We start from the raw sequence: 15840 nt of genomic DNA on the forward strand, positions 1-15840 counted from the left end.
AGTCAACCTGTATCGCACCCAGCGGTTTGCCAATGGCAAGCAACGCGCGTTGGCATCCATGATGTCGCCGACGTGTCCGGTGCCGGATTGCCGGCATGGGGCTGACAACTGCGAAATGCACCACATCCAGGCCTGGCGGTATGGCGGGGAAACCAACCTGGCCAACCTCGTGCCGTTGTGTCGGTTCCATAACGGGCGCAACGATGATGACCCGCGTGAAAACCGCTACGGGCGAATACAGATACGTGATGGGATACCGGTGTGGGTATCGCCGGGAGGGTCGGTCGTCGAGAAGCATCCGCCCGGAGCCATGCAACAACTCTTCAACTAGTCAATAACCCGCCAACGAGCGGGCTATTCGGCATGCCTGACATACTCCACGTGGCCGTCGCGCTCGCCGGCAAAGGCGAAACCGCTAACCTCCGCGACGTGGCGCGAGGCAGCATTGCCCGGCAGCGCACGAATAATCAGCAGGGGAGCCCCCTCGGCGAAAGCGTGATCGGTCACCAGGCGCACGGCACGAGTCATCAGGCCACGCCCGCGGGCCCACGGGGCAGTGTTGTAACCAAAATCGGCACCACCGGAATCATCGGGGCGCAGCTCGATGCTGCCGCAGTACCGGTCATCGACGACAAGCGCCCACCGTGCACACCCGTCACCTGAGTCGCCGAGGAACGCCTCGGCCATCTCGACGGTGTACGGCGACGGCACCGTCGTCCACTCAATCATCCGCGGGTCAACCGACGCAGCGAACAGGTCGTCGCGCACGCCCGGAACGGTTTTCACGCGCGACCACGGCAGGAGCGTCAACTCGCCGTCGGTGAGAGTGTCGTTGGCGGGTGGGAACCAGGGGTTAGTTGGCATGGAGGGCCTCGTTGAGTTCGATGCCCTTTGCAGGGACGGCTTCGACGGAGCCGGTGACGGAGTTGCGGCGGAATTGCAGGCCGTTGGCGCCGGAGAGTTCGAGGGCCTTCACCTCGGCACCGGTGTCTTTGCCCAGGGCTTCGGCGACGGGTGCGGTGAGGACGACTTTTGTGCCGGCGGTGACGTAGAGGCCGGCTTCGACGATGCAGTCGTCGCCAAGTGAGATGCCCACGCCTGCGTTGGCGCCGAGGAGGCAGCGTTCGCCAAGCGAGATGACTTCTTTGCCGCCGCCGGACAGGGTGCCCATGATGGAGGCGCCGCCGCCGATGTCGGTTCCGTCGCCGACGACAACACCTGCGGAGATGCGGCCTTCGACCATGGATGCGCCGAGGGTGCCGGCGTTGAAGTTCACAAAGCCTTCGTGCATCACGGTGGTGCCTTCGGCGAGGTGGGCGCCGAGGCGGATGCGGTCGGCGTCGCCGATGCGCACGCCGCTCGGCACAACGTAGTCGACCATGCGTGGGAATTTGTCCACGGAGAAAACGACGACGGGGCCGTTTTCGGCGAGGCGGGCGCGGGTCATTTGGAAGTCGGCGACGGCGCAGGGGCCGTAGTTGGTCCAGACGACGTTGGACAGGAGGCCGAACACGCCGTCCATGTTGGCGCCGTGGGGGCGGATGAGGCGGTGGGACAGCAGGTGGAGGCGCAGGTAGACGTCGTATGCGTCGATGGCCGGTGCGCTGAGGTCGGCGATGGTGGTTTCGACTGCGACGCGGGCGACGCCGCGGGCCTCGTCGGGGCCGACGAGGTTGGCGAAGCGGGCATCTGGCTCTTCTAGTCGACGAGTGCCTGCTTCCGACACCGCCTCGTCAACCTTGGGGGCGGGGTACCAGACGTCGAGGACTGTGCCGTCGTGGGTGATGGTCGCGATTCCGCGTGCAATTGCAGTCGTGGGGGTAGTCATGGCGACTACCTTACGACACTGCGTTTCTTGGTCAGCAGCGACAAGCCGACCAGGATGGCGGAGAGGATGATGACGGAGATGACTTGGGAGCGGGCGGCGTCGTCGAAAAGCATGAGCACCGTCAAACCGACGAGGGCGGCGAGCGTGACCCATGGCACCCAGGTGGCGCCGTGGACACGGACGGCGGATTCGCTGATGCGTGGGTGGAGTTTGATGAAGCTTAAGGTGATCATGATCCAGGTGACGATGAGGCAGCCGCCGGTTGCGGACATGATGAAGTCGATCATTCCGGGCGGGTTCCACCATTGCAGGCCGACGGCGAGAAACGCGAAGACTACGGAGACGAGCACGGAGTTCATGGGCACGTTGTTGGCGTTGGTTTTTGCCATCCATTTTGGTGCGTCGCCTTCGAGCGCTTGTTGGTAGCCGAGGCGGGAGGTGCCGTAGAGCTGCGCGTTGAATGCGGAGAGTAGTGCGAGCACGATGACGACTTCCATGAAGGCTGCGGCGCCTGGGATGTTTGCCATTTCGAGCACGGCGGTGAAGGGGGAGTCGGCGGCGGAGTCGGCGCCGTCGATGGTGGCGTATGGCAGCAGCAGGGTGATCACGGCGACGGAGCCGAGGTAGAAGATCGCGATGCGCCAGATGATGGAGTTGACGGCGCGTTTGACGTTGTCGGCGGGGTCTTCAGATTCGGCTGCAGCGATGGTGACCACTTCGATGCCGCCGAATGCGAATGCCACGGCGAGGAGGCCTGCGGCGATGCCGGCGACACCATTGGGGGCGAAGCCGGATTCGCGCACGTTGTCAAAGCCGACGAAGCCGCTGGCGGGCAGCACGCCCAGCCAGAGGAGAACGCCGATGATGAGGAATCCGACGATCACCGCGATTTTGATCATGGCGAACCAGTACTCGAACTCGCCGAAGCCCTTCACTTGCGCGAGGTTCACCGCGGTGAGCACAACTACGACGATGAGCCCGGGCACCCATTGGGGCACGTCGAACCAGGAGGCCATCATGGCGGAGGCGCCGGTGAGTTCGGCACCACACGCCATGATCAGCAGGAAGTAATACAGCCAGCCGAGGAGGAATCCTGCCCAGTGGCCGTACGCCATGCGTCCGTAGGTGGCGAATGAGCCCGATGATGGGTGGGCGGCGGCCATTTCGCCGAGCATGCGCATCACGGCAATGACGATGAGTCCGGCGATGGCGTATGCGACCAGAATCGCGGGTCCGGCGGCACGAATGCCGACGCCGACGCCGAGGAACAGGCCCGCACCCACGGCAGTGCCGAGCCCCATGAGTGTCAGGTGGCGGGACTTCAGCCCGGTGCCGAGCTCGCTATTGCTTGTCGACGACCCCATTACCGCACCTCCTCAATCTCTGCCACGTTCTTCTTCGCCGGTTGCTTTCCTGTCGCGCGGGTCCACAAAATTCCCGCGAGGGAAACAACACCGACGACGACGGCGACGGCGAACATTTGGAAACGCCCGTCGGGGTCGGCGAGCATCAGGGCGATAACTCCGCCGGCAAGCGCAACCATGACCCAGGGCAGGACGTTTGGGGCCCACATACGTACGTCGGTGATTTCGCCGCTTGCTTCGAGTTGTGGGTGCAGACGCACGAACGAGAGGGCGACGACGATCCACAGCACGATCAGGCAGCCACCGACTGCGTTGAGGAGGAAGGCGAGCAGCCCGGGCGGGTTCCAGTACTGCAGGGCAACGGCGACGAAGCCGAAGAACACGGACACGATCACGGCACGGACGGGCACGCCGCGGGGGTCGGTTTTAGCGAAGGTCTCGGGGGCGTCGCCACGCACAGCAAGGTTTTGCATGAAGCGCGACGAACCGTAGATCTGCGTGTTGCAGGCGGACAGCAGGGCGACGACGATGACGGCCTCCATGATGCCGACGGCACCCGGGATGTTTGCCATTTCGAGCACTGCAGTGAACGGGGAGTCGGCTGCGGAGTCCGCGCCGCCGATTTCGTCGAAAGGCAACAGCAGCACGATCAGCAGCACGGAGCCGATGTAGAAGATGGAGATGCGCCAGATGATGGAGCGGATCGCGGAGTGGACGCCGGCTTCGGGGTTTTCGGATTCGGCGGCGGCGACGGTGACCAGTTCAATGCCGCCGAACGCGAAGGCGACCGCGAGCAACGCGGTGGCAACGCCAGCCCAGCCGTTGGGCATGAAGCCGACCTCGCTGATATTCGACAGGCCTACGAACCCGCCGGTGGGCAGCACACCGAGCCACAGGGCCACACCGATGCACAGGAACGCCACGATCACAACGACCTTGATCAGGGCGAACCAGAATTCGAACTCGCCGAAGTTTTTCACCGCGGCGAAATTGATCACGGTGAAAAAACCAATGGCGATCAGCGCCGGGATCCAGGGGGAAATGGCGAACCATTGGGCGACGATCGCGGACGCGCCGGTGATTTCGACGGCCATGATCATGATCATCATGAACCAGTACAGCCAGCCGATGGCGAAGCCGGCCCAGCGGCCGAAGGCTTGCTCGGCGTAGGTGGAGAACGTGCCCGACGACGGGCGCGCGGCGACCATTTCCGCGAGCATCTGCATGAAGCACACGGTGATGAAGCCTGCGACGACGTAGGCGAGGATGACGGCGGGGCCTGCGGCTGCGATGCCAACGCCGGTGCCAAGGAAGAGTCCGGCACCGATGGCTGAGCCGAGGCCCATCATGGTGAGGTGGCGCGTTTTCAGGCCGCGTGCGAGCGCGGTGGAATCGGCGACGGGGGAAACGGGGGTTGACATGTCGAACACCTTAAACCTCGACATGCAGTGAAGTGCATTCTTTTCCGGTTTATATGCGTGTGTTACGTGCGCGTGGTTTCTGCGGGGCGCAGCACGGGGGCGGTGGTGTAGGGCTCGTGTTGGATGCGCAGGTTGTTGCGGCCGGCGAGTTTTCCCGCGGGAAAATCTTCTCCGGTGGCGGGGTCGAAGATTCGGGTGTGGGGTTCGAGGGTGATGCCGGCGCCGATGTCGCAGTTGTTGCCGAGGGTGATGCCGTTGATGCTGGCGGTGGGGTGGAGGTGGCAGTTGGCGCCGATGCGCATGGGGTGGCGGGCGAGGGCGTTGTTGTTGGTGGGGGTGGCGATGAGGGCGGTGCTGCGGGCGAGGGTGGTGTTGGCGCCGACGGCGACTGCGGAGGAGATGGTGCCTTCGATGCGTGCGGGGCCGAGGGTGCCGGCGTTGTAGGAGATGTAGCCTTCGCGGACGACGGTGGTGCCTTCGGCGAGGTGGGCGCCGAGGCGGACGCGTTCGGCTTCGGTGATGGTGACGCCGGTGGGGACGACGTAGTCGACCATGCGGGGGAGTCGGTCGATGCCGTAGACGTGGATGGGGCCGCGGGCGCGGAGGTTGGTGCGTACGGTTTCGAAGTTGTCGGGGAGGCAGGGGCCTTTGTTGGTCCAGGCGACGGGGGTGAGGTGGTCGAGGGCGTTGTCGAGGTTGATGGTCAGTGGTTCGACGAGGCGGTGGGAGAGGAGGTGGAGGCGGAGGTAGACGTCGTGGGCGTCGATGGGTGGGGCGTCGAGGTCGGCGATGGTGGTGCGTACGGGCACGGTTTCGACGAGGCGGTCGCGGTCGGCGCCGATGAGGCGCAGGAATTCGGGGGAGAGGTTGTGGGCGGAGGTGCGTTGGGTGGTGGTGGGGTGGTCGTCGTTAAGTGTGAGCTTGGGGTTGGGGTACCAGGTGTCGAGCACTGTGCCGTCTATGGCGATGTTGGCGATTCCGAGGCCGTGTGCTCCCAAAGACATGGCCGTCATTGTAAACGTAGGATCGCGGTGTGACTTCCTTAGATCTTTTTGCGGACCCTGTTGTTTTGTCGGCTGCGTTGGTGGATATTGAGTCGCCGTCGCACCATGAGGAGGCGATCGCGGACGCCATTGAGGCTGCGTTGCGTGACCTTGAGCATGCGGAGGTGCAGCGCTTCGGTAATACCGTGGTGGCGCGTACGAATTTCGGGTTGGATTCGCGGGTGGTGTTGGCGGGCCATATTGATACGGTGCCGCTGGCTGATAACACGCCGCATCGGCTCGCGGACGGTATTTTGCACGGCTGTGGCTCAGTGGATATGAAGTCGGGGTTGGCGTGTTATTTGCATGCGTTTGCCACGTTGGCGCAGCCGGGGAAGGCGGCGCATGATTTGACGCTGATCGCTTATGAGGGCGAGGAGGTGGCGCAGGAGTTCAATGGCTTGTACCACCTTGAGCGTGATCATCCGGAGTTGCTGCAGGGTGATATTGCGTTGTTGGGCGAGCCGTCGGGTGCGATCATTGAGGCGGGTTGTCAGGGTACGATCCGCGTGTTTGTGGATGCGCATGGCACGCGTGCGCATTCGGCGCGCTCTTGGCTTGGCCATAATGCGGCGCATGATCTTGCGGGCGTGCTCACCCGTATCGCGGCGTATGAGCCGCGCACTGTGCTTATCGACGACTGCGAGTACCGCGAGGGTTTAAACGTCGTCGGGCTGGAGGGCTTCGTGGCGACGAATACGATCCCGGATCACGCGCGACTGATCGTGAATTTCCGCTACGCGCCGGATCGCAGCGTCGAGGACGCGAAGGCGCACTTGGAAGAGACACTCGCGCTGGAAGAGGGCCTCGAGCTCATTTACGACGACGTCGCGCCGGGTGCCATGCCGGGTCTTGGCGACCCGGTGGCGGCTGGGCTGGTCAAGGCTGTGGGCGGGAACTTCCGCGCCAAGTTCGGGTGGACGGATGTGGCGCGCTTTTCTAGCCTGGGTGTTCCTGCGGTGAACTTCGGGCCTGGCGATCCGGGGTTTGCCCACAAGAAGGACGAGCAGTGCCCGGTCGATGAGATTCGTCAGGTGGCAGCGCAGTTGCTCGATTACTTGAGTGCTGAAAGCGAGTAAGAGATATGGCTCCGTTGAATTTCCCCCGCCCGGACCGTGACCGGAAGTTGCGTGGGCCGATGGCGCTGCGCAACGAGGCCGAGCAGGCCACGACTTATGACCAGCGTTTGTTGGAGTCCATGGGGCAGTCTGATGGGTACTGGAAGCACCAGGATCCGTGGCGTGTGATGCGGATCCAGTCGGAGTTTGTGGCTGGGTTTGATGCGTTGTCGGAGTTGCCGAAGGCTGTGACGGTGTTTGGCTCCGCACGTCTTGGCGAGGGCACGCCTGAGTACCAGTTGTCCTACGAGGTCGGCCGCGCGCTGGTGGAGGCGGGCTACGCCGTGATCACCGGCGGTGGGCCGGGTTTGATGGAGGGGCCGAACCGGGGTGCTCACAACGCGGATGGTTTGTCGGTTGGTTTGGGTATCGAGTTGCCGTTTGAGCAGGGCCTGAACGACTGGGTGGATCTGGGTCTGAATTTCCGGTACTTCTTCGCTCGCAAGACTATGTTTTTGAAGTACTCGCAGGCGTTTATTTCGCTGCCCGGTGGTTTCGGCACGATGGACGAGGTCTTTGAGGTGCTGTGCATGGTGCAGACTGGCAAGGTGACCAACTTCCCGATCGTGCTGATGGGCACTGAGTTTTGGTCCGGGCTCGTGGATTGGATCGAGCAGCAGTTGCTTGGCCGTGGTTTGATTTCGCCGGGGGATGAGAAGTTGTACCTGGTGACTGATTCCGTGGAGGAGGCCGTGGCGCACATTGTGGAGGCCCACAAGGTGATGACGGACGAGCGCCTGCGCGATGAGTGAGGTCATGGCGATCGTGAACCGCACGCCCGACTCGTTTTATGACAAGGGTGCGACGTTCGCGATTGAGAAGGCGCTTTTGCGTGTCGACGACGCCGTTTCCGCCGGGGCCAGCATCATCGACATCGGCGGCGTGAAGGCAGGCCCGGGCGACGACGTGTCCGTTGCCGAGGAGATCGACCGTGTCGTGCCGCTGATCGCCGGGGTACGTGAGCGCCACCCGGACGTGACGGTGAGCGTGGACACCTGGCGCGCCGCGGTGGCCGAGGAGGCGATCGCAGCCGGCGCGGACCTGATTAACGACACGTGGGCCGGCTTCGACCCCGAGTTGGTTGAGGTGGCAGGCGCCCACCGCGTGGGGTACGTGTGCTCGCACACCGGCGGGGTCACGCCGCGCACGCGCCCGCACCGGGTGCACTACGACGACGTGGTCGCCGACGTGATTGCGGAAACCACCGCCTTGGCCGAGCGCGCCGTCTCCCTCGGCGTGCCGGAGGAGGCGATCTTCATTGACCCCACGCACGACTTTGGCAAGAACACCTACCACGGGCTGGAGATCCTGCGGCGTATCGACGAAATCGTCGCCACCGGCTGGCCCGTCCTCATGGCCCTGTCCAACAAGGATTTCGTGGGCGAGACCGTCGGGCGTGGCCTCAACGGTGCCGACATCACCCAGCGCGTGCCCGGCACCCTCGCAGCAACCGCGTGGGCGGCCGCGCGCGGGGTGGCGGCGTTTCGCGTCCATGAGGTCGAGGCGACGATCGACGTCATCCGCATGATCGAGGCGATCCAGGGCACCGCGGCACCGCTGGCAACCGTGCGGGGGCTCGCGTGAGTGCCGACACGCTCGCCGGCATGCGCACCGATGTACGAATCAGTGTGGTGATTCCTGCGCTGGATGAGGAGGCGACGGTGGGTGGGGTCGTCGAAAAGTGTGTGGCTTCGTCAGCGGACGAAGTCATCGTCATCGACTCAGACTCCACCGACCGCACCGCCGAGCGCGCCGCCGCAGCCGGGGCAACCGTGGTGAACTGGCGCGACGTCGACCCACGCACACCCTGGCCCGGCAAGGGCGAGGCGCTGTGGCGCGGCGTGAAAGTCGCATGCGGCGACGTGGTGGTCTTCGTCGACGCCGACGTGACCTCACTCGAACCCTGGTGGGTCGACGCGCTCGCCGAGCCATTTATCGACGACACCGTCCACCTTGTCAAAGCCTCCTACACCCGCGAAGGCGCCGGCGGTCGCGTCACCGAACTGACCGCGAAACCCCTCCTGCGCGCCCTGTTCCCAGACATCACCGTCGACCAGCCGCTCGCCGGCGAATACGCCATCCGCCGCTCAACCGCGCTTTCGCTGCCGTTCGTCGCCGGCTACGGGGTGGAAGCGGGCTTGCTCATCGACGTCGCCCGCACCCACGGCCCAAAAGCCATCCAGCAAGCGCAACTGAGCCCCCGCACCCACCGCAATAGGCCGCTGTATGAACTTGCTGGGATGGCTGATGTCGTCGCAAAGACGATTCTCGCGCGCGCGGGAAAATTCCCCGTCGAGGTCGGCGAGCGCCCCGCCTGGGCCGACAGCTAAACTAACCCGCATGCTTTCCTGGATCATCCTCATCCTGGTGCTCGCACTGCTGAGCATCATTGGCCTGAAACTGTTCGCCACCGTCTTCGGCCGCGGCGAGGCCCTGCCGCCCATGCCACCAACAGAAGAGGTGAAGGAAGCCAACCGCCGCGCGGTGGAAGAAGGCAACTTCGGCGACATTCAGCTCGAGGTTGTGCACCGCGGTTACCGCATGGATCAGGTCGATGCGCTCATCGAACAGTTGGCGGGCGGCAACCTTGCGCCGGAAACACGGGTAGAATCTCCGGAAGAACACGTTTCGGAAACAAAGCAATAAGGAGTGTTGACGATGGCAGCAATGAAGCCGCGTACCGGTAGTGGCCCGATGGAAGCGGTGGAGGAGTCGCGCAAGATCGTCATGCGTATCCCGTCTGACGGTGGCGGACGCCTCGTCATTGAACTGAGCAAGGAAGAGGCTGGCGAACTTGGCCGCTTGCTCACGGAGGCTGCTGGAGAGTAGTTCCGGCCAAACGCGGTAGTATCACCACATGCTCAACGAGATCGTGGATGTACTCGCGGACCCGGTAGACCTGACCCCGCTTCGGGGCGAGGACGATTTTGGTCGTCTCGTCTCCGAATCGGGGCATTCTTATGACGTAGCCAAGCAGGGTTATGTCACGCTCGCGTCGGGGCGCGGGCTGAATCATGAGGGCGATTCGCTGGAGATGATTAACTCCCGCGAAACGTTCCTGTCGAATGGCCATTTCGCGCCGTTTGTGGAGGCGGTGTCGGATCGTGTGGCGGATGTTGTGGAGCATGCCGCAGGCGATCATGATCCGGTAATTCTGGAGGCTGGCGCCGGAACCGGCTACTACCTCGCGCACACGCTGGACCTAATTGATGGCGCGCGTGGCGTGGGGTTGGATATTTCGGTGCCTGCTGCGAAGCATTTGGCTAAGGCGCATCCGCGTTTGGGTGCGATTGTGGCGGATGTGTGGGAGCAGCTGCCTATCCGCACGGGGGCGGTTGATGTGGTGACGGTGGTGTTCGCGCCGCGCAATCCTGCGGAGTTTGCGCGTGTGCTTAGCGACGACGGCGAGGCCGTCATCCTCGTCGCCGACCAAGGCCACCTCGATGAGCTGCGCGAGCCGCTCGGCATCCTCGGGGTGGAGGACGGCAAGGTGGCGCGACTGATCGAGCAGTCGGCGCAGTGGCTGACCCCGGTGGCTGATCCGGAGTTGATTTCGTTCCCGATGAATCTGGGCCGTGACGCGATCGCCGCGCAGGTGGGTATGAGCCCGTCGGCGCGTCACCTGGATAAGGACGTGCTGCACGCGCGACTCGAGGACCTCCCGGAGCAGATGGAGGTCACCGCCCGCGCCCAGCTGATCCGTCTGCGCAAGAAGTAGCACGCCGGCGCTTCGCTCACGACGCGCTAAAGAAACGGAGAAGGCCCGCGTGATGCGGGCCTTCTTGCTGTGCCTGGCTCATGTGCCGGCTCATGCGCCGGCTCACGCGCCGGCTGGCTTAGAAGCGGGCGGGGTATCCGCGGCGCCACTCGCCGCTGATGGATGCTTCGCCGGTGGCGCGGCTGCGGATGCCGTTGCAGCCGCCTTCGGGCCAGATGCGCGACGACATGACAACGCTGCCGCCGCCGGCGTAGACCTCGAGGGTGCAGCCGTCGACGATGACGGTGACGTTGTCTTCGTCGTCGTCGTGAAGCGGTGCGGTTGCGGGGGAGCCGTCGAGGCGGTCGAGTGTGAGCTGCTCGCCGTTATGAGTGATCACCGCAGCCGGTTCGTTGTTGCCGTCGAGCACCTCGAGGGTGACCTGGGAGCCGGCCGGGATTTCGCACAGGCCGGCCCACATGCGGGCGCGGTCGGTGGCGCTGACGGCGTCTGGCAGGCCTGGTGCGGGCACTTGGAAAAGACGCCCACCTTGCAGGGTGGCGCGGCGCGGGAGGGTGAGGGCGTTGGCCCAGCCTTCGGTGGCCCAGTTGGGTTCGAGGGTGGGGTCGCCGGCGCGGTCGGTGTTGGTCATGAACCCGAGCAGGTAGGCGCGCTCGTAGCGGTTTTCCGCAGTGGTTTCGTCCAGCGGGTAGTTGGTGTTGCGTGGGCGGGTGAAGTCGTGGCCGTAGTCGAGAAGCGTAAACGGCGTGGTGATGTCGAAGACGTTGCCCCGCAGCCGGCCCACGGCGTAGACGGCGGTGTCTTTGCCGTCGCGTTCCAGGGTGATGAACAGGACGTCGCGGATTTCGCCGTCGACTTCGTCGCGCAGGCGCACGATGCGTGGGGCAACGAGGGAGGCATCGAGGGTGATGCCGGTGTCGCCATTGAACTCGAGCGGGCCTTGCAACTCCCAGTCTCGGCCGTCGGGGGAGGTGAGGACGACCGGCTTGGGGTCGGTGACAGGCCCGGTCACGGCGAGCATAAGCCAGCCGTCGTGGCCTTGGTCGCGGTCGGCTTCCGTGTCCCAGGCGGGTACGACGCAAGGCGAGCGGAAATTGGTGTCGCCGGCGGTGTCGTCGACTGCGGTGCCGGTGCGCTCGGCGGCATCGGAGACGTCGGTGTCGTCAGCGTCAGCGTCGTCGGCGTCGAGGTCGTCGTAAAGCCTGTCCACGTGCGCAACGTGGGCGATCTGGATGGTGTTTCCTGCCGGGGTTTCGGAGGAGAAGTACAGGTTGACGCCGTCGCCCGCGGAGGTGACGGACCCTGCACGGATGTTGGTTTCGTCGCCGGAGGGGACGATGACGTCGTTGCAGTCGAGCCAGTTGAATGCGTCGTCTTCGCTGACTTCGTGGCCCCAGCGGCTCGGGGTGTCGGGGGTTGGGCGGTACTGGTAGAACATGTGCCACAGGCGGTTCTCGCGGCTGCCGATGCGGAATACGCCAGCTGGGCCTTCGAGAATGCCGCATTCTGCGGTGACGTGTAGTTCGGGACGGTAGACCGTCATCAGATCAACCCCTTGTAGATGTCTACGGTTTGTTTGGCGATTGTGCGCCACGAGAAGGATTCTTTGGCTCGGGTGAGTCCGGCGCTGCCCATGGTGGCGGCGCGGTGTTTGTCGCCGGCGACAGCGTTGACCGCCTCGGCGAGGCGTTGTTCGAAGTCGGTGGTGTCGTCGGGTGTGTAGTCCACAAGCACGCCGGTTTCGCCGTCGACGACGACTTCGGGGATGCCGCCGACGCGCGAGGCCACCACCGCGGTGCCGCACGCCATGGCCTCCAGGTTCACGATGCCCAGCGGTTCGTAGACGGATGGGCAGACGAAGACGTCGGCGATGGTGTAGACCTGTCGTACTTTTTCGGCGGGCAGCATGTCTTGGACCCAGAACACGCCGTCACGCTGCGCTTGTAGCTTTTCGACGAGCCCACGCGTCTCAGCAGCAATCTCCTCGGTGTCGGGGGCGCCGGCGCAGAGGATGAGCTGGACGTCGTCGTCGAAAAGCTGTGCTGCTTTGAGCAGGTGGGCGACACCTTTTTGGCGGGTGATGCGCCCGACAAACGCGACGACCGGCCGCGAGGTGTCTACTCCGAGTTCTTCGGCGATGGTGCCGGTGTCCGGGTACCAGTTGGCGGGGTCGATGCCGTTGAGGACGACGTGGACGCGGGAGTCGTCGATACGCGGGTAGGCGCGCAAAATGGCATCTTTCATTCCGGCAGATACGGCGATGACCGCGTCGGCGTTTTCCATCGCGTTTTTCTCCGACCAGGAGGACACGTTGTAGCCGCCGCCGAGCTGTTCGCGCTTCCACGGGCGGTCCGGCTCGAGCGAGTGGGCGGTGACCACGTGGGGGATCTCGTGGAGCAGCCCGGCGAGGTGGCCGCCGAGGCCCGCGTACCACGTGTGCGAGTGCACCACGTCGAGCCCGGCTGCGGCATCGGCCATGCGCAGGCCTGTGGACAGGGTTTTGATCGCGCTATTGGCCCCCTCGAGTGCGGGGTCGACGCCGTGGACGTATACACCTGCGGCGTCGCGTGGGGCGCCCATGCAGTGGACGTCGACGTCGGCGAATTCGCGCATGAACCGCGTGAGTTCTGTGACGTGCACCCCGGCGCCGCCGTAGACCTCCGGCGGGTATTCGCGCGTGAGCATTCCTACCTTCATGTCCGCCGAGCCTACTGACGTTGCGGAATCCCTGCACGAGCCTTGAATTGGCATTAGCCTTGCGGTTATGAAAAGCCAGCCTCGAGTTCTCGCCATTGTCCTGGCCGGCGGGGAAGGCAAGCGCCTGTTTCCCCTGACGGCTGACCGTGCCAAACCCGCCGTTCCGTTCGGCGGCAACTACCGTTTGATCGATTTTGTGTTGTCGAATTTGGTCAACGCCGGCTACATGCGTATTGCGGTGTTGACGCAGTACAAGTCGCACTCTCTGGACCGCCATGTGGCTACGGCGTGGAACATTTCTGGGCCAACGCAGCAGTACATCGCGTCGGTTCCGGCGCAGCAGCGTCGCGGCAAGCGTTGGTACAACGGGTCGGCGGATGCGATTGTGCAGTCGCTGAATCTCATTTACGACGACATGCCTGACTACGTCTTGGTCTTTGGCGCGGACCACGTCTACCGGATGGATCCGTCGCAGATGGTTGAAGATCACATCGCTTCGGGTAAGGCTGCCACCGTGGCAGGCATTCGCGTGCCGCGTGCGGAGGCGAGCGCGTTCGGTTGCATCCAGGCCGACGATGACGGCACGATCACCGAGTTTTTGGAAAAGCCGGCCGACCCACCGGGTACCCCGGACGATCCGGAGATGACGTTCGCATCGATGGGCAACTATTGCTTCTCTACCGAGGCGCTAATCCAGGCGCTGCTGGAGGACGAGCAGAACGAGGATTCCAGCCACGACATGGGCGGCGACATCATCCCGTACTTCGTCGCGCAGGGCGAGGCGAATGTGTACGACTTCTCCATCAACGGCGTGCCGGGCGCAACCGATCGTGACCGCGGCTACTGGCGCGATGTGGGCACGATTGATTCGTTCTACGAGGCCCACATGGATCTGATTTCCTCGCACCCGGTGTTCAACCTGTACAACAAGGCGTGGCCGATCCACGCGACTGACGACGACAACCTGCCCCCGGCAAAGTTCGTCCTCGGTGGTATTGCGCAGGAGTCCATTGTGGCGTCCGGCTCGATCATTTCCGGTGCGACGGTGCGTAACTCGGTGCTGTCCACCGACGTGCGCATCGAAGAAGGCGCGACGGTGGAGGGCTCTGTGCTCATGCCGGGTGTGCGCGTGGGCAAGGGCGCGGTGGTGCGCCACTGCATCCTGGACAAGAACGTTTACGTCTCCGATGGGGAGACGGTCGGTGTGAATACGGAGCGCGACCGCGAGCGGTTCACGGTGTCCGACGGCGGTGTTGTCGTCGTCGGTAAGAGCGAAGTTGTTTAGCCGATTTTGGTGATCAGCGTCAGGCCGCCGTCAAGCGGCAGACGCGCCACCGCGGCGCCGCGCTCGGCTGTCAGCGTATCGACGAACTCATCCGCCTCACGGGCGGCCTCTGTTTCGCGGTCGCGGCGGGTGGGGTCGGCCACGGTGCCGTCGAGAAGCGAACCTGCAAGCACCAACGTGCCGCCCGGGGCCAGCAACGGCCAGGCGGCCTCGATGAGCGGGCGCAGTTCGACGGGGGAGACGTCTGCGTAGACGATCTGGTAGGCGTCGTTAGCCAAGCGCCCCATTACTTCGAGGGGACGTGCGGTGAGGAAACGTACACGCGACGGGCTAAACCCTGCGTTGCGCACCGCTTCCTTCGCGCCGGCCTGCAGTGCGGCTTCCGGCTCGATGCAGGTCATTGTGGCCTTCTCCGGCAGGCCTGCGAGCAGGTGCAAGCCCACAACACCGGCGGCCGGGGTCACCGCAACCGCACCCTGGGATGCGTTCGGGGTTGCCGCCGCGAGCACCGTCAACAGGTCGCCGACCACCGGGCTGGGTGCCGGGGTGCCGTTTTCGGCAGCGTCCTCGCGCGCTGCGCGCAAAGCTTCCGCAACCTGGTTGGAAAGGTGGCCGCCTTCGGTGGAACGGGCGGCGAGGTACGAGTTCATCTGGGTAAATGCGGTCTCACTCACACGCCACATCATAGCCGTGTTGCGTTCACAGGATTCTGTTAACTGGTTGGCTGGCTTTGGGGCAGTGAGTCTGCGAAACTATTGCGCATGAGCACTGACGTTCCACTCACCGGTACCGCAGCGTTTGACGCAGGCCAGGCAGCAATGCCGACCTGGTCTGAACTGGTGAAAGAACATGCCGACAGTGTCTACCGCCTAGCGTTTCGTCTCTCCGGTAATCAGCACGACGCGGAAGATCTCACGCAAGAGACGTTTATGCGTGTGTTCCGCAACGTGAAGCAGTACCAGCCTGGAACGTTCGAGGGTTGGCTGCACCGCATCACCACGAACCTGTTTTTGGACATGGTGCGTCGTCGCGCCAAGATCCGCATGGAGGCGCTGCCCGAGGATTACGAGCGCGTGCCCGGCACCGACATGACTCCGGAAGATGCGTACTCCGTGACCAACCTGGACCCTGCGTTGCAGAAGGCGTTGGACGATTTGAAGCCGGAGTTCCGCGTGGCCGTGGTCCTGTGTGATGTGGTGGGGATGAGCTACGAGGAGATCGCTGAAACCCTCGGAGTGAAGATGGGTACTGTACGATCGCGTATCCACCGCGGTCGCACGCAGATGCGCGAGTCGTTGGAGAAGCAAGCCCTCCACAGCGCCGCCGCGAAGGAACTTATCCGCGCCCGGTAGCAGGGAAGGAGTCG

At 64.2% G+C, this 15840-nt stretch carries 18 protein-coding genes; 10 read left to right on the top strand and 8 right to left on the bottom strand.

The features are described 5' to 3' along the window. Window positions 1-331 (top strand): HNH endonuclease signature motif containing protein (locus tag HMPREF2736_RS12255; RefSeq protein WP_141761636.1); only part of this gene is annotated, 331 nt, incomplete at its 5' end. A 23-nt stretch (window positions 332-354) separates the two neighbouring features. Here the strand turns inward: HMPREF2736_RS12255 and HMPREF2736_RS09780 are convergent. From HMPREF2736_RS09780 to HMPREF2736_RS09800, 5 genes are all read right to left on the bottom strand, one after another. Continuing rightward, window positions 355-864 (bottom strand): GNAT family N-acetyltransferase, encoded by a 510-nt coding sequence (locus tag HMPREF2736_RS09780; protein WP_083323059.1) that lies wholly within the window; start codon window positions 862-864, stop codon window positions 355-357. Continuing rightward, on the bottom strand, window positions 854-1828 hold the full coding sequence (dapD, locus tag HMPREF2736_RS09785) for a 2,3,4,5-tetrahydropyridine-2,6-dicarboxylate N-succinyltransferase (RefSeq protein WP_070829511.1): 975 nt from the start codon (window positions 1826-1828) through the stop codon (window positions 854-856). The genes HMPREF2736_RS09780 and dapD overlap by 11 nt, the downstream gene beginning before the upstream one ends. Window positions 1829-1833: 5 nt before the next feature. Next, window positions 1834-3192 carry an amino acid permease gene (locus HMPREF2736_RS09790; RefSeq protein WP_070829512.1) on the bottom strand — a complete coding sequence of 453 codons (1359 nt, stop codon included), beginning with the start codon at window positions 3190-3192 and terminating at the stop codon, window positions 1834-1836. Continuing rightward, window positions 3192-4613, bottom strand: a complete 1422-nt coding sequence (locus HMPREF2736_RS09795; RefSeq protein ID WP_070829589.1) for an amino acid permease — start codon at window positions 4611-4613, stop codon at window positions 3192-3194. Before HMPREF2736_RS09795 ends, HMPREF2736_RS09790 begins: the two co-directional genes overlap by 1 nt. Before the next feature lie 62 nt (window positions 4614-4675). Continuing rightward, window positions 4676-5617, bottom strand: coding sequence for a 2,3,4,5-tetrahydropyridine-2,6-dicarboxylate N-succinyltransferase (locus HMPREF2736_RS09800; protein WP_070829590.1), 942 nt, complete (start codon window positions 5615-5617; stop codon window positions 4676-4678). A gap of 29 nt (window positions 5618-5646) precedes the next feature. On the opposite strand from HMPREF2736_RS09800, the gene dapE reads away from it, so the two are divergent. The 7 genes from dapE to HMPREF2736_RS09835 are packed head-to-tail and all read left to right on the top strand — an operon-like array spanning window position 5647 to window position 10492. Next, a complete protein-coding gene (gene dapE, locus HMPREF2736_RS09805; RefSeq protein ID WP_070829513.1) occupies window positions 5647-6735 on the top strand; it encodes a succinyl-diaminopimelate desuccinylase in 1089 nt (362 codons plus the stop codon). Window positions 6736-6740: 5 nt separating this feature from the next. Next, a complete protein-coding gene (locus HMPREF2736_RS09810; RefSeq protein WP_070820553.1) occupies window positions 6741-7526 on the top strand; it encodes an LOG family protein in 786 nt (261 codons plus the stop codon). A gap of 4 nt (window positions 7527-7530) precedes the next feature. Then, window positions 7531-8358: a dihydropteroate synthase gene (gene folP / locus HMPREF2736_RS09815; RefSeq protein ID WP_070829592.1), complete on the top strand. Its 828-nt coding sequence runs from the start codon at window positions 7531-7533 to the stop codon at window positions 8356-8358. Continuing rightward, entirely contained in the window at window positions 8355-9104 is a 750-nt protein-coding gene (locus HMPREF2736_RS09820) for a glucosyl-3-phosphoglycerate synthase (RefSeq protein ID WP_256381023.1), read from the top strand. Before folP ends, HMPREF2736_RS09820 begins: the two co-directional genes overlap by 4 nt. Before the next feature lie 10 nt (window positions 9105-9114). Then, window positions 9115-9420 carry a hypothetical protein gene (locus HMPREF2736_RS09825; protein ID WP_070421784.1) on the top strand — a complete coding sequence of 102 codons (306 nt, stop codon included), beginning with the start codon at window positions 9115-9117 and terminating at the stop codon, window positions 9418-9420. Window positions 9421-9432: 12 nt separating this feature from the next. Next, window positions 9433-9603, top strand: coding sequence for a DUF3117 domain-containing protein (locus tag HMPREF2736_RS09830; RefSeq protein WP_070421785.1), 171 nt, complete (start codon window positions 9433-9435; stop codon window positions 9601-9603). 28 nt (window positions 9604-9631) lie between these two features. After that, window positions 9632-10492: a methyltransferase domain-containing protein gene (locus tag HMPREF2736_RS09835; RefSeq protein WP_070829514.1), complete on the top strand. Its 861-nt coding sequence runs from the start codon at window positions 9632-9634 to the stop codon at window positions 10490-10492. A gap of 118 nt (window positions 10493-10610) precedes the next feature. Here the strand turns inward: HMPREF2736_RS09835 and HMPREF2736_RS09840 are convergent, their stop codons facing one another. Next, window positions 10611-12035, bottom strand: a complete 1425-nt coding sequence (locus HMPREF2736_RS09840; protein WP_070829515.1) for a GH32 C-terminal domain-containing protein — start codon at window positions 12033-12035, stop codon at window positions 10611-10613. Further along, window positions 12035-13189, bottom strand: a complete 1155-nt coding sequence (gene glgA, locus HMPREF2736_RS09845) for a glycogen synthase (RefSeq protein ID WP_070829516.1) — start codon at window positions 13187-13189, stop codon at window positions 12035-12037. Before glgA ends, HMPREF2736_RS09840 begins: the two co-directional genes overlap by 1 nt. 67 nt (window positions 13190-13256) lie before the next feature. Here glgA and glgC point away from each other — a divergent pair, with 67 nt between their 5' ends. Continuing rightward, on the top strand, window positions 13257-14474 hold the full coding sequence (gene glgC, locus HMPREF2736_RS09850) for a glucose-1-phosphate adenylyltransferase (protein ID WP_070829517.1): 1218 nt from the start codon (window positions 13257-13259) through the stop codon (window positions 14472-14474). Here glgC and HMPREF2736_RS09855 read toward each other — a convergent pair. Next, entirely contained in the window at window positions 14471-15124 is a 654-nt protein-coding gene (locus HMPREF2736_RS09855; protein ID WP_070421859.1) for an O-methyltransferase, read from the bottom strand. The two genes, glgC and HMPREF2736_RS09855, sit on opposite strands and share 4 nt — an antisense overlap. A 111-nt stretch (window positions 15125-15235) precedes the next feature. Between HMPREF2736_RS09855 and sigE the strand changes: the two genes are divergently transcribed. Further along, window positions 15236-15826, top strand: a complete 591-nt coding sequence (sigE, locus tag HMPREF2736_RS09860; RefSeq protein WP_070820549.1) for an RNA polymerase sigma factor SigE — start codon at window positions 15236-15238, stop codon at window positions 15824-15826. Window positions 15827-15840: the final 14 nt, after the last annotated feature.

It is taken from the genome of Corynebacterium sp. HMSC036E10 (assembly GCF_001836265.1).
Taxonomy (GTDB): Bacteria; Actinomycetota; Actinomycetes; order Mycobacteriales; family Mycobacteriaceae; genus Corynebacterium; species Corynebacterium coyleae.